Origin of the sequence: Haloarcula salina, assembly GCF_010119195.1 — an archaeon.
In the GTDB taxonomy this organism is placed as follows: Archaea; Halobacteriota; Halobacteria; order Halobacteriales; family Haloarculaceae; genus Haloarcula; species Haloarcula salina.
The window spans coordinates 47,895-60,417 of the sequence record NZ_WRXL01000005.1; the positions used below are offsets into that span (position 1 = coordinate 47,895).

General features: G+C 63.4%; 10 protein-coding genes. 7 read left to right on the forward strand and 3 right to left on the reverse strand.

The window, feature by feature from the left end; translation table 11 throughout:
- Window positions 1-334: 334 nt before the first annotated feature.
- Window positions 335-1,105 carry an IclR family transcriptional regulator gene (locus GM656_RS13755; RefSeq protein ID WP_162414254.1) on the forward strand — a complete coding sequence of 257 codons (771 nt, stop codon included), beginning with the start codon at window positions 335-337 and terminating at the stop codon, window positions 1,103-1,105.
- Window positions 1,106-1,430: 325 nt separating this feature from the next.
- Here GM656_RS13755 and dgoD read toward each other — a convergent pair whose 3' ends face one another.
- Window positions 1,431-2,603: a galactonate dehydratase gene (dgoD, locus tag GM656_RS13760; protein ID WP_162414255.1), complete on the reverse strand. Its 1,173-nt coding sequence runs from the start codon at window positions 2,601-2,603 to the stop codon at window positions 1,431-1,433.
- A 158-nt stretch (window positions 2,604-2,761) separates the two neighbouring features.
- Here dgoD and GM656_RS13765 point away from each other — a divergent pair, with 158 nt between their 5' ends.
- From GM656_RS13765 to GM656_RS13790, 6 genes are all read left to right on the forward strand, one after another.
- Complete coding sequence (locus GM656_RS13765) at window positions 2,762-3,844, forward strand: Gfo/Idh/MocA family oxidoreductase (RefSeq protein ID WP_162414256.1); 1,083 nt, start codon at window positions 2,762-2,764, stop codon at window positions 3,842-3,844.
- A gap of 69 nt (window positions 3,845-3,913) precedes the next feature.
- Window positions 3,914-4,978: an alcohol dehydrogenase catalytic domain-containing protein gene (locus tag GM656_RS13770; protein ID WP_162414257.1), complete on the forward strand. Its 1,065-nt coding sequence runs from the start codon at window positions 3,914-3,916 to the stop codon at window positions 4,976-4,978.
- Between the two features lie 176 nt (window positions 4,979-5,154).
- The gene (locus GM656_RS13775) at window positions 5,155-6,612 is read left to right on the forward strand and encodes an extracellular solute-binding protein (RefSeq protein WP_206673714.1); all 1,458 of its coding nucleotides are present in this window, start codon (window positions 5,155-5,157) and stop codon (window positions 6,610-6,612) included.
- Window positions 6,613-6,696: 84 nt separating this feature from the next.
- Window positions 6,697-7,635 (forward strand): carbohydrate ABC transporter permease, encoded by a 939-nt coding sequence (locus tag GM656_RS13780; protein ID WP_162414258.1) that lies wholly within the window; start codon window positions 6,697-6,699, stop codon window positions 7,633-7,635.
- Window positions 7,632-8,549 (forward strand): carbohydrate ABC transporter permease, encoded by a 918-nt coding sequence (locus tag GM656_RS13785; RefSeq protein WP_162414259.1) that lies wholly within the window; start codon window positions 7,632-7,634, stop codon window positions 8,547-8,549. Before GM656_RS13780 ends, GM656_RS13785 begins: the two co-directional genes overlap by 4 nt.
- A gap of 69 nt (window positions 8,550-8,618) precedes the next feature.
- The gene (locus GM656_RS13790; RefSeq protein WP_162414260.1) at window positions 8,619-9,767 is read left to right on the forward strand and encodes an ABC transporter ATP-binding protein; all 1,149 of its coding nucleotides are present in this window, start codon (window positions 8,619-8,621) and stop codon (window positions 9,765-9,767) included.
- Window positions 9,768-10,641: 874 nt separating this feature from the next.
- Here the strand turns inward: GM656_RS13790 and GM656_RS13795 are convergent.
- Complete coding sequence (locus GM656_RS13795; protein ID WP_162414261.1) at window positions 10,642-11,310, reverse strand: AIM24 family protein; 669 nt, start codon at window positions 11,308-11,310, stop codon at window positions 10,642-10,644.
- A gap of 103 nt (window positions 11,311-11,413) precedes the next feature.
- Window positions 11,414-12,439 carry a PAS domain-containing protein gene (locus tag GM656_RS13800; protein ID WP_162414262.1) on the reverse strand — a complete coding sequence of 342 codons (1,026 nt, stop codon included), beginning with the start codon at window positions 12,437-12,439 and terminating at the stop codon, window positions 11,414-11,416.
- Window positions 12,440-12,523 lie beyond the last annotated feature (84 nt).

Below are 12,523 nucleotides of genomic sequence, written 5' to 3' on the forward strand. Positions count from 1 at the left end.
ACACCATCCTGAAACAAATGTACGATTGTTATACGGCCTGGTCGAATCCGTCGCCGAGTCGGTGGTGGTCACTCGCGCAATTCGTTTACAGCTTGAAAATGGATTTCGAACAGGCGCCCTCCCGGTACGTGTACCCGGTCGACCCCCCGACGAATCAGGTTTGAGTCGCATCATGTCACCATGCCTCACACGGTGAATTGTGGTCGTTCCGAGGTAACCGCTGCAGAGAACAGGAGACGGTTCTCCTGGAATAGACAGAGGCCGGTCCGGACCGCGACCCATCCCGTTCACGGGTTGTAAATAGATTTAAGAGCGTCGTCGCCCACGTATCTGTATGATGGTGAACCGAGACGACGACGAAGTCCTGGTCAAAGGGACGGCAACGGCGTTCGAGGTGCTCGAAGCCCTCGGCGAGAGCGGCGAAGCGACCCTGACAGAGATCGCAGAACGGGCGTCGGTGTCCAAACCGGGGGCGTACAAGCACCTCACGACGCTCGACCGGCTCGGGTACGTCGTGAAGCGCGACACCACCTACACGCTTGGCCCGCGATTTCTGCGCCTCGGCAGCTGGTCTCGGAACGAGATGCAACTGTTCCGCGCGGCGAAACCGAAAATCGACGAGCTGTCCGACACGACGCCCGGGCTGACAAGCCTCCTCGTCGAGGATCACGGGCAGGGCGTGTACGTCTACCGCGCCGGTGACGACCAGTACCTGTACGAGCGTCCCGAAGGGGAGACCGTCCCCCTTCACGCGTCTGCGGCTGGAAAGGCCGTCCTCGCGGCCCTCGACGAGTCGGAATTCGAGCGAGCGATCGATCGCCACGGACTGACGAGCGTCACACCGAACACGGTCACCGACGAGTCGGCACTACGGACCGAACTACAAGACATCCGCGAGGGCGGCGTGGCCTCGGATCGCGGGGAATGTCTCGAAGACTGGCACGGCGTCGCGTATCCCATCACTCGGGGGACGGACGGCCCGGTCGGCGCCGTCTCAGTCTCCGGGCCGGTCGACGAACTTACCGGTTGGACGCTCGACGAGGAGATATCGGGCCACATCGTCAGCACCGTCGAGTCCATCGAGGTCGAACTCTTCATGAGCTGATAACAGGGGAGGCGTTTACAGGACGTAAACATATTCGTGGCCTGAAGCGTGACCCGTATGCTCTCGAAGTTGACCAAAGGTTTTATTATCGATAAGCGAGCACTAACGGGCGGAGCAAGAATACAGACGCTCCGCTGGCTGTACGACCAACACGTTACTTACCGTCAGGCAAACGTGGACCTCTGCCCACATCCGTACAGCCACGCCCCGTTATAGCGAAGCCGTAGTAGTCGATACACCGCGAGAAGCGGACGTGCCGAAGAGACTCGTGTGGTGTCAGGGCCCGTAGTCGAACGCGCGGAAGGCCTTCATTCGTGAGAGCGTCTCACCACTCGGCGATGCTCCCGTCGTCCCGTCGGCGAATCGGAGTGTTCCACTTGACGTCGACGGCCGACTGTTCGCGCACCAGTTCCTCGTCGATCTCGATACCGAGGCCGGGCTCGGCAGGCGGCTCGAAGTAGCCGTCGACGCATCGGAGTGCGTCCTGGTTCTCGAGGTACGTGATATCCGCTTCCTCCTCCGGATAGCGTTCGAGGCTCTGTTGCTGGGTGAGGATGTTCCAGGACGCGAACCCGATCTGCAACGACGCCGCGACTGCGACCGGGCCGAACGGACAGTCGATAGCGGCACCGACCCCGAACGTCTCGGCCATGTCGATGATGCGCTTCGTCTCGGAGATCCCGCCCAACTGGGCGATGCTCGGTTGGATGATGTCGACGCCGCCGTCGACCAGCAGCGATCGGAACTCCGCTCGCGAGTACAGTCGCTCGCCGGTCGCGATGGGGACGGTCGTGCCGCTCGCGAGCTCCGGCAGCACGTGATTATGTTCCGGAAGCACGGGCTCCTCGACGAACATCGGGGAGTAGGGCTCGAACGCCTTGATGAGCCGCGTCGCCATCGGACGGGTCGCTCGCCCGTGCAAGTCGACGCCGACGTCCACGTCGGTCCCGACGACCTCGCGGACGTGCGCGAGTCTGTCGACGATTTCGTCAACTTTCGACGGGGCGTCGATATGCCGAAGCTTCGGACTACCTGCGATCTTCACCGCGGAGAAGCCGGCTTCGACGCTCTCTCTGGCCGCCGTTTCCAGCTCGGAGTCCGGGCGATCAGACCCCTGCTGGAGATCGCCGCCGATCCAGCGATACGCCCGTAATCTATCCCTAACTGGGCCGCCGAGGAGTTCGTACACCGGCTTCCCGCACTCTTTGCCCTTGATGTCCCAGAGCGCCTGATCGATGCCCGAGATGGCGCTCATGAGAATCGGACCGCCGCGGTAGAACCCGCTCCGGTACATCGCCTGCCAGTGGTCCTGAATCCGACCCGCCTCGTAGCCGATGATGTGCGTCTTGACCAGCTTGTCGACCGCCGCCTTCACCATGTCTGCGTGGCCTTCGAGCGTCGGTTCGCCCCAGCCGACGAGGCCGTCGGCCGTCTCGAGCCGAACGAAGAGCCAGCGCGGCGGGACCTCGAACAGTTCGTAATCGACAATCGTTGCCATGGGTGGTATCCACGCCGTATCCTCATTACTTTACTCCCCGACGGGGCGGGCTGACTCGCGCTCGACGCCCGATCGAGCGGGCCGGTCGGCTACCCGGAAGACACGTTCGAGTCAATCCGACCGGAAGGTATAACAGTGACTACCGAGACGTTCCAACGATGCGATTCGGAGTCATCGGCTGTGGAATGGTGGCACAGGTCATGCATATCCCGTACCTCGCGGAGCTTCCGGAGGCGAAGCTACACGCCCTCGTCGACCCCGCCGAGGACCGGGCGCAAGAACTCGCGGAGCGCTACAACGTCCCGCACGTCTACGCCGGTCACGAGGCGCTGATCGACGAACGTGGCGACGACCTGGACGCCGTGGTCGTACTCACGCCCTCGCACGCGCACGCAGACGTGGTCGTCGACACGCTCGGCGCCGAGATACACACGCTCGTCGAGAAACCGCTCGCGACGTCGCTCGAAGACGCCGACCGAATCGTCGAGGCCGACGAGACGTCGGACGCGACCGCGATGGTCGCGTACATGAAACGCTACGACCCGTCGTATCAGCGGGCACAGGCCGAGATCGACGGCCTCGACGGCATCGACCTCGTCACCGCTTACGACGTGGACCCGGACCACTTCCGCATCGTCGCCGAAGTGTACGACCTCGTGGAGGGCGCTCCGCCGGAGGAACTCATCGAGGAGAGCGTCGAAAAGCGACAGGCAGACATCGAGCAGGCCATCGGGACGGACGACGAGACGCTCGTGGACGCCTACGACTTCCAGCTCGAACACGTCTGTCACGACGTCAACGCGCTGCGCGGACTGTTCGGGAGAGTCGAATCCATCGACCACGTGAACGTCTTCGCCGACGGCCGGTACGCGACGGCCCACCTCACCTACGAGGACGGCGTCCAGTGCGTGCTGGAGACGGGCGACTCCGACCGCAAGTGGTTCGAGGAGTTCATCCGCGTCGACGCGCCGGACGGCATGGTCACCGTCGACTTCTCCAACCCGTTCATCAAGAACACGCCCACGGAGCTCCGTACGAAACAGGGCATCGAGGAGCTCACAGACACCGTCAGGACGCCGTCGTACGACGAGGCGTTCAAACGCGAACAGGAGGCCTTCATCGACTGCGTCGAGGGCGAGGCCGAGGTGAAGACGACCACCGCCGAAGCCAGGGAAGACCTCCGGGTCATCGTCGACCTGTTCAGGTCCTACCGCGGCGAGGCGGCTCGAAGCGACGACTGAGCGCCGTTCGCGACCGTGCCGGGACGGGAAACGGTTTTGTACGGCCCCGCCGAACGCTCCGACGTTGCAATGCAAGCCGTAGCACTCTTCCCAGAGGGGCCGGACCTCCGTGTAATCGAGAAAGAGCGGCCCGAGCCCGCAGACGGAGAGGTCCTGATTCGAACGCTGTCCGTCGGTATCGACGGGTCTGACAGGCGGATCGTCGACGGCGAGATCGGCGGGGACGTGCCCGACGGCGAGGACCACCTCGTCGTCGGCCACGAAGCCGTCGGTATCGTGGAGGACGCGAACGGGACCGAACTCACGGAGGGGACGGTCGTCACACCGCTCGTCCGTCGACCGACGGACGCCGGTTCGCACGCGGCGCAAAACGGCGAACTCGACATGGCACCCGCCGGTGCCTTCCACGAGTGCGGCATCTTCGGGGCCCACGGATACATGGCGGAGTACGTCACGTGCGAACCGGCGTACCTCGTGACGGTACCAGCGTCCCACGCCGAGTACGGCTTCTTCGTCGAACCGGCCAGCATCCTGGAGAAGTCGCTCGAGCAGGCCTTCGCCGCGCGCTCGGGCTTCAACTGGCGGCCCGAATCCGCGTTCGTCCTCGGGAACGGGAATCTGGGTCTTCTCGGCCTCGCCCGCCTGGCCACGGGCGAGGAATTCGAACGGACCTACTGCCTCGGCCGCCGGGACCGACCGGACCCGACCATCGACTTCATCGAGCGCGTCGGCGGGACGTACGTCGACTCGCGCGAAACGCCGCTCAGGCAGGTCCCGGCGGCCTACGAGCCCGTCGATTACGTCTTCGAGACGACGGGCTACCCGAAGCACTCGGTCGGCGCGGCCCGCGCGTTGGGACCGAACGGTGTCGCGACGCTCCAGGGGATTCCGGGCGAGGCGACGTTCGAGTTCGAGGGCGGCGCGTTTCACTCGGACCTCGTCGTCAACAACAAGGCGCTTCTCGGTGTGGTCAACTCCCGGAAGACGCACTTCGAAGCCGCAGTCGACTGGCTCAGTGACGTGTCGAGCGGTCTACTCGACGACCTCGTGACCGGCAGGTACAGCGTCGACGAGATCGACCGCGCGCTCGACGACTCGCCGGAGACGCTCAAGACCGTCATCTGCTTCGAATGAACGGAGCTCCCACACTGCGGTACTGATCGGCGACCTCGATCCGAGCGCGACCGGCCGGAGCCCGACGAGCGGAAACTCGATCCACGGGGAAACGCAGAATACGATGATGTCGCGCGCCCGCTCGACCCCGGCATAACCACCATGATTTATTACCCATGAGAGGGACGTTTACCTGTATGCCATCCACTGGCAGTGGCGCTGAGCGAGAGCAGAGCGCACGTACCGACAGCGAGAGCGGCGGATCGAACAGAGCGATCACCCGTCGACGGTATCTGACGGCCACGGGAATCGTCGGCGCGACGGCGCTGGCAGGCTGTAGCGGCGGCGGCGATGGCGGTGGTGGCGGGAACGGCGAAAGCGGAGGCGGTGGCGGGGACGGTGCTTCGACCGGGACCGGATCGAACTCGGCCGCGACCGAGCTCTCGGTGGCCGCCGTCGAGGGGTCCGGGCGGCTGTTCAAACGCCTGATGGACGAGTACGTCTCCGACGACACGGGCATCGACGTGAGCGTCCAGCTGTTCCCCTACGCCAATCTCTTCGAGAAGACCAACAGCATCCTCTCGACGCAGAGCGACGCCTACGACATCATGTTCATGGACGACCCGTGGTTCCCCCAGTTCGCCGCCAACGTCGACCCGCTCCTCGACTGGCTCCCCGGCGAACTCCCGCGCGACCAGATCATCGAGAACTGCGTCGAGATCGCGACCTGGCCCACCCCGAACGCACCGACCGTTCCCTCGGCCGAGGGCCTCGACCAGAAGGTCCGCGGTCAGGTCATCGTCGGCAACACGCAGCTCTACGCCTACAACAGTGCCTACTACGACCAGGTCGGAGCCGACGCCCCCGAGACCTGGGCCGACGTGCTGGAGGCCGGCCAGCAGATCTCCGAACAGGTCGACGGTGCCAACGGCTACATCATCCGCGGGAAGCGCGGCAACCCCGCCATGGCGAACTTCTTCTCGCTCGGTAACGCCGTCGGCGGGACGATGTTCGACGAGAACTGGCGCTACAAGTGGGACGGCGACGACGGCACCGAGGCCGTCCGCTTCTGGGCGGAGGATCTGAAGTCCATCTCCCCGGACGGCGTCACCTCCTTCGACAGCGACGCCGTCCTCAACGGCCTCGGCTCCGGGTCGGCCGCGCAGGCTCCGGCGTGGCCCTCGGCCGCGTCGCTCCTGCTCGACCCCGACGAGTCTCAGGAGGCGAACAACCTCGAATTCATCCCCATCCCGAAGGGCCACACCGGCGCGGAGCGACAGGCCCCGACGCAGGGGAACTGGATCATGGGCATCAACAGCTTCGTCACCGACGCGAAAAAGAAGGCCGCCGGCGAGGTCATCCAGTCGGCCATCTCCGCCGAGGCCCAGTCGAAGTACGTCGAACTCGGCGGCGTGCCGTTCCGCCACGACACGTTCGAGGACCACATGGACGCCCAGACGTGGTTCCCCGCGCTGTACGAGAGCCTCCAGAACGCCCAGTGGCGGCCGCGGACGCCGCTGTACTCCGAGTTCGGTGTCAACCACGGACAGCTGCTCAACACCGCGCTCGCCGGCGACATCAGTCCCAGCGAGATGACGAGTCAGGCCAAAGAACAGATCGAATCGACGCTCCAGACCGCGGGCTACTACAGCTGAAGCACATGAGAGAGACCACTCACCGTCGTCGCGGTCGACGGACTGCGACGGGACACACCTCGAACGGGGGGCGGAGACAACACGATGGCGACTGAGACCGACCAGGCGACCGCCGAGATCAGCAGTTTCCAGACCGACACCACGACGCGGGAGTCGGTCCTGCTGTGGGTCGACGACCACCTCAAGTGGCTGATGACCCTGCCGGCGGTGTTCATCCTGTTCGCGCTGACGTTCTACCCGCTCGTCCGCGCGATACAGATGTCCACGCAGCAGTTCCTCCCCACGGGAACGACCTTCGTCGGCGTCCAGAACTACGTCGACCTCATGAGCAACGACGCGTTCCTCAATTCGCTGGCGGTCACCGGCAAGTTCATCGGCATCGCCGTCGGCGTCGAGTTCCTGCTCGGATTCGGCATCGCGCTGCTGTTGAACAAGAAGATCAAGCTCCGGGGGCTGTGGCAGACGCTGATCCTGATCCCGATGATCCTCTCGCCGACGGTCATCGGGCTCATCTGGCGGCTGCTGTACGCCCCGAACGGCCTGCTCGACTACATCGCCGCGCCGCTGACCGGCGGGGCCAACGTCGGCTGGATCAGCGAGACCAGCGTCGCGCTGTACTCGGTCATCCTGACCGACATCTGGCAGTGGACGCCGCTGGTCGTGCTGGTGCTGTTCGCCGGGCTCCAATCCGTCCCCGACGACGTGCGCGAGGCCGCGATCATGGACGGCGCCTCGGTCCGCCAGCGCTTCCTCCACATCACGCTCCCGTACCTCAAGTCGCTGATCGTGCTGGTGCTGATCATCCGGCTGGTGGACGCCCTGCGCGTGTTCGCGAAGGTGTTCATCCTGACGCGCGGCGGTCCGGCGAGCGCGACGAACGTGATCAGCATGCAGATGTACCGGACGGCGTTCCGGTTCAACAACTTCGGCGAAGCCTCGGCGATGGCCGTCTCGCTGCTCGTGTTGGTGCTGATCCTCGCGATGAGCTTCGTCAAGATCGCCAACGTGGAGTTCGGCTCATGACGACGAAACAAGACACTCAGGCGGACGTACTGCCCTACGAAGAACCCTCGGGAATCGAGCAGTTCCAGGAGACGCTCCGGGAGTACGGCGTCACGCGAGCCGTCACCTACGGCCTGCTGGGCGTGTTCCTCGTGTGGACGCTGTTTCCGGTGTACTGGCTGGTGACGGCGACGCTGAAGACGCGACAGACGCTGCTGTCGTTCCCGCCACAGTGGATTCCGCTCGACGCGCAGTTCGGGAACTTCGCGCAACTGTTCGCCCAGCGGCCCGACTTCGTCCAGTTCATCATCAACAGCACGGTGGTGACGATCACGACGACGATTCTCGCGACGACCATCGGGGCGATGGCGGCCTATGCCTTCGTCACCTTCGATTACCCCTACAATCTGGACTTCCACCTGCCGTTCTACATCCTCTCGACGCGGTTCATGCCGCCGATCGTGACCATCATCCCGCTGTTCGTGATCTTCCGCGGCGTCGGGCTCGTGAACTCGCTGCAGGGGCTCATCCTCGTCTACACGATGTTCAACATCCCCTTCGCGGTGTGGATGATGAAGGGGTTCTTCGAGGAGGTGCCGGACAGCCTCATCGAGTCGGCGATGATCGACGGGCACACGCATCTCGGCGCGTTCTTCAAGATCGTGTTGCCGCTGGTGAAGCCCGGTCTCATCGCGTCGGCCATCTTCACGACGATCATCACCTGGAACGAGCTGCTGTTCGCGGTGATCCTGGCGCTGAACGCGAACGCGATGACCGTCCCGGTGGGGCTGGCGTCGTTCGTCACGAAGTTCTCGGTGCAGTGGATCAACATGAGCGTCGGCGCGACCATCGCGCTCGTGCCCGTGCTGCTGTTCGCGTTCATCGCGCGCCAGCAGCTCGTGCGCGGCTTCAGCATGGGGGCGGTCGGCAAATGAGCCGGACGACGCGTCGCCCCGGCGTCGAGGGATCGGCAGTCAATCGAGCGGTTTCGGAGGCACGCTAACATGGTTACCGTAAACTACGACTCAGTCAAGAAGGCGTACGGCGATACGATCGCGATCGAGGACGTGAACCTCCACGTCGACGACGGGGAGTTCGCGATCCTGCTCGGCCCGAGCGGGTGCGGGAAGACGACGACGCTCCGCTGTCTGGCGGGGCTGACCCAGCCGACCGACGGGACGATCACCCTGGACGGACACGACGTGACGGATGTCCACCCGAAGAACCGGAACATCGCCATGGTGTTCCAGAACTTCGCGCTGTACCCGCACATGACCGTCCGGGAGAACATCGGCTATCCCCTGAAGGTCGCGGGCAAGAGCAAAGACGAGCGCGAGGAACGCATCGACGAGGTCGCGGAGATGCTGGAGATTCCGGAGTTGCTCGATCGCGACATCGCGAACCTCAGCGGCGGCCAGCAACAGCGCGTGGCGCTTGGGCGGGCGATCATCCGCCGGCCGGCGGTGTTCCTGATGGACGAGCCGCTGGCCAACCTGGACGCCAAGCTCAAGATCAGCATGCGAAGCCGCATCAAAGTCCTCCAGCGGGAGATGGACATCACGACGATGTACGTCACCCACGACCAGGAGGAGGCGATGTCGCTCGGCGACAAGCTCATCATCATGGACAAGGGCCACATCCAGCAGATCGGGTCGCCCGACGAGGTGTACCACCAGCCGGCGAACCAGTTCGTCGCGGGGTTCATCGGCTCGCCGTCGATGAACTTCGTGACGGTGCGTCGCGACGGCGACCGCATCCGCGCCGACGACGCGCCCGATACGTTCGACGTGGAACTCGACTCGGAGGTGGCGGACCGCTACCGCGACCACGAGACGTTCACGCTGGGCGTGCGGCCCCAGTACTTCGAGGTCCACACCGAGCGGACTGACAACGCCATCGAAGCCGCCGTCGAAGTGACCGAACCGCAGGGCGACGAGCAGATAATCGAAGTCGAAGTGGGCGACCAGCCAGTGAGTCTCACCGTCGTTGCCCCGAGCGCGATCGACGCCGAGCGTGGGGATACCGTCTGGCTGACGCTCGACGACGACCTCGTTCACGGATTCGACACCGACAGCGGACGGCGTATCGTCGGGGCCGGCGACCAGAACCGCGGCGTCGCATCCACGCCCGAGGGCGAGATGACTTCGGACTGATCGGCGCTGGAACTCAGCCACAGAATCGACTTCGAACTGCGGACGATACCGGACTCGAACCGGACCAGTAGCGTGCTCGAACGCGCGACGGCGGAACCACAGCACCGAGTCGCGTACAGGACGGGACGGAGAGCGTTCGACCGTTGCGGTGACTCGAATCGACTGCGTGTCGCCGCGACTGCTGCGACGGTGGCGGCGCCACACCACCCGCACCAGTTGATAATTACGGGCCATCTTCGACGCAGTCCGTTCGTTCGTTGCGAACGTGTTTCCGAGACTCCGTAGACCGATAGCCGTCGCGCTGCCAGTTCGGACGGTGACTCGGCGTAAAGAGACCATTCGTTCGGTGATTACGAACGGTGGTCGAACCCCATACCAACTGTACAACTGTTATTCCTCACCCAAAAGACGCTCCATCCCGCACCGGATCGTCTGCTTGAAACCGTCCCAAGCCCGGAGTGCGGCGAATCCCGGCGGTCAGGCCGAAACAAGGAGAGTTGAACGGCGGTTCGGACAGCGCGAACGATTTCGCTGCGTCACCGACAAGTTCGGGACCGGCTTTCGAAGGGCCGAGCTCGGAAAACGCCCCTCATCAACACTGGGACTCAGTAGAGTGAATGCATATTACAGTAATCAAGCATTATTATTTGGAGATGTAAATACACGTCTTCCATCCCATCCCAATATTCTTATCCAATATCCAAAATTTGAGATCTAATACCGATTTTTATATCTAAAATATCCGTATTAACGATTATTATACAGCTTTGATCCCTATAATCTCTATAGAAGTGCAGAAGTACAAATATAATATAGACATCAGCGTACATTCTGCATTTCTGCTACTAAATCGGCGTGTGTATTCGTTTCGTCGTCAGGCCCGTTGCGCCGTCTCCTCGTAGGGCTGGACGACGACGAAACCGCTCGACCCGTCGAAGGCCATCTGATAGGTCTCGCCGGAGGACTGTCCGATGGAGTCGCTCAGACTCCGGTCAGTGTCGATACTCGGCGAGAGGTCGCTCGACCACGCGACGGTGGCGTCGGGGTCCGTGCTGACCGGCGGTTCCAGGACGAGCGGATCGCCGTGGGTCGTGATGGCGACCATGCCCGGACCGGAGAGGAACACGTTGGTGAGGCCGGCCGCGGACGCGCCGCCGATACTTCCGATCGTACCGATTTCGTACTCGACGCTGTTCTCGAATGCGAGCACGTCGTTACCGTTGACCGAGATGGATTCGGCGTCGCCGAGTTCCAGGATCTGAATCTTCTTGCCCTGTTCGGCGACGTAGACGTGTCCCTGCCCCTCGACCTCCATGACGGGCGTCCCTTCGCTCGATACCTGGTTCTTGAGGAATCCCGTCAGTCCCCCCTCCGCGGAGGACTTGCCGGTGAACGAGAGATCGCCCTCGTAGGCGATCATCGACCCCGCTTTCGTCATGACCGTCCCGTCCACGTCGATATCGAGTAGCTTGCTGTTCTCCAGTTCGAATCGGTCCCGACTCTCGTCGGGCGCGTTCTCGGAGACGAAGTCGTCGAGTTGCATTAGCGTATCCGGGCCGTCGATGGGCCCGGATGACACGTCGCCCAGGAGTCAAATAAACTATCCGCACGTCGTCACCCGACAGAGACGGGATGCTCGATTTCGACTACGACGGTTCCCTGAGATGTAGCTGTTCCGTGCGAACGACGAACCGCCAGCCGCCGGCCGGCGAGGAGTCCAGCGAGATGTCCCAGCCGTGGAGGTGTGCGAGCGGTTTCGCCAGGGAGAGACCGAACGCGTACCGCCCGTCGTCGAGGACGGGACTCAGTTCGAAGACGTTCGACGTGTTCTCCGGAATGGAATCCGACCGGGCGTCGTCGACGTAGAACTCGCGGCGTCCCGCGCGAATCGTGACCCGACACCGGTCGGTGTCGCGGATCGGACTGTCGAACAGCACCTTCAGCAGCGCGCTGGCGAGGACGGACGAGCAGATCAGCGGGAAGTCGTCGGCGACGACGAGCGAGTCGGCGTCGCGACCGAGGGCGTCCCAGGCCGTCGTCGCCACGTCTTCGACGGACTGACGCTCGAAGGAGGGGCGGTGCTGTATCAGTTGAAACAGCCGTCGAGCGGCCTCGATACTCTGCTCAATTCGCTCGTGGGCACGGGTGAGGCGATGCATCGCCGATTCGTCGGCAGTCAGCCCGTCGAACTGGGCGAGGGCACCGTCGGCGCTGGTGAGCGCGTTTCCGACCTCGTGGAGGAGCATCTCGTTGAGTAAGTCCGCGAGTTCCCGTCGCCCCTCAGTGAGGAGCGCACCGATCTGTTCGGCCGTAACGTCCTCGTGAGCGACGAGACAGTACCGTTCGTCGGAGAAGGCCACGGTAAAGGTCCGCATCCTGAACCACCGGAGCGAGTCGGTCCCGTGGCAGGGATACACTTTGCAGACGGCGACTCGGTCGCCGGACAGCACCGCCGTTATCCCATCCAGAGCACGCTGGGCGTACGGGTCGTCGGTCGCCTCGATGGCGTCGAGATAGTTCTGTCCGATAGGCTCCGAACCCGGAGCGAAACCGTTGGATTCGCCGAACTCGCGCCAGGCCTCGTTGACCCAGACGATCCGTCCCCTGCCGTCGAGGACCGCAATCGTGTGCGGATAGCTGTCGAGGAGTGACGCACCCAGGCCGACGTCCATATACTATCAAATTCGATAGTAGTTCCCGTATATATACCGGTTGGTAATCAAACGGGCCCTTATTCACAACGTTGATACCTTCGT

Excerpts from the sequence above, each read along its gene's own strand:
- GM656_RS13770 (WP_162414257.1), top strand. The coding sequence starts at position 3,914 with ATGCAAGCCGTAGCACTCTTCCCAGAGGGGCCGGACCTCCGTGTAATC.
- GM656_RS13775 (WP_206673714.1), top strand. The coding sequence starts at position 5,155 with ATGCCATCCACTGGCAGTGGCGCTGAGCGAGAGCAGAGCGCACGTACC.
- GM656_RS13800 (WP_162414262.1), bottom strand. The coding sequence starts at position 12,439 with ATGGACGTCGGCCTGGGTGCGTCACTCCTCGACAGCTATCCGCACACG.
- GM656_RS13765 (WP_162414256.1), top strand. The coding sequence starts at position 2,762 with ATGCGATTCGGAGTCATCGGCTGTGGAATGGTGGCACAGGTCATGCAT.
- GM656_RS13785 (WP_162414259.1), top strand. The coding sequence starts at position 7,632 with ATGACGACGAAACAAGACACTCAGGCGGACGTACTGCCCTACGAAGAA.
- GM656_RS13755 (WP_162414254.1), top strand. The coding sequence starts at position 335 with ATGATGGTGAACCGAGACGACGACGAAGTCCTGGTCAAAGGGACGGCA.
- GM656_RS13795 (WP_162414261.1), bottom strand. The coding sequence starts at position 11,310 with ATGCAACTCGACGACTTCGTCTCCGAGAACGCGCCCGACGAGAGTCGG.
- GM656_RS13780 (WP_162414258.1), top strand. The coding sequence starts at position 6,697 with ATGGCGACTGAGACCGACCAGGCGACCGCCGAGATCAGCAGTTTCCAG.
- GM656_RS13790 (WP_162414260.1), top strand. The coding sequence starts at position 8,619 with ATGGTTACCGTAAACTACGACTCAGTCAAGAAGGCGTACGGCGATACG.
- dgoD (WP_162414255.1), bottom strand. The coding sequence starts at position 2,603 with ATGGCAACGATTGTCGATTACGAACTGTTCGAGGTCCCGCCGCGCTGG.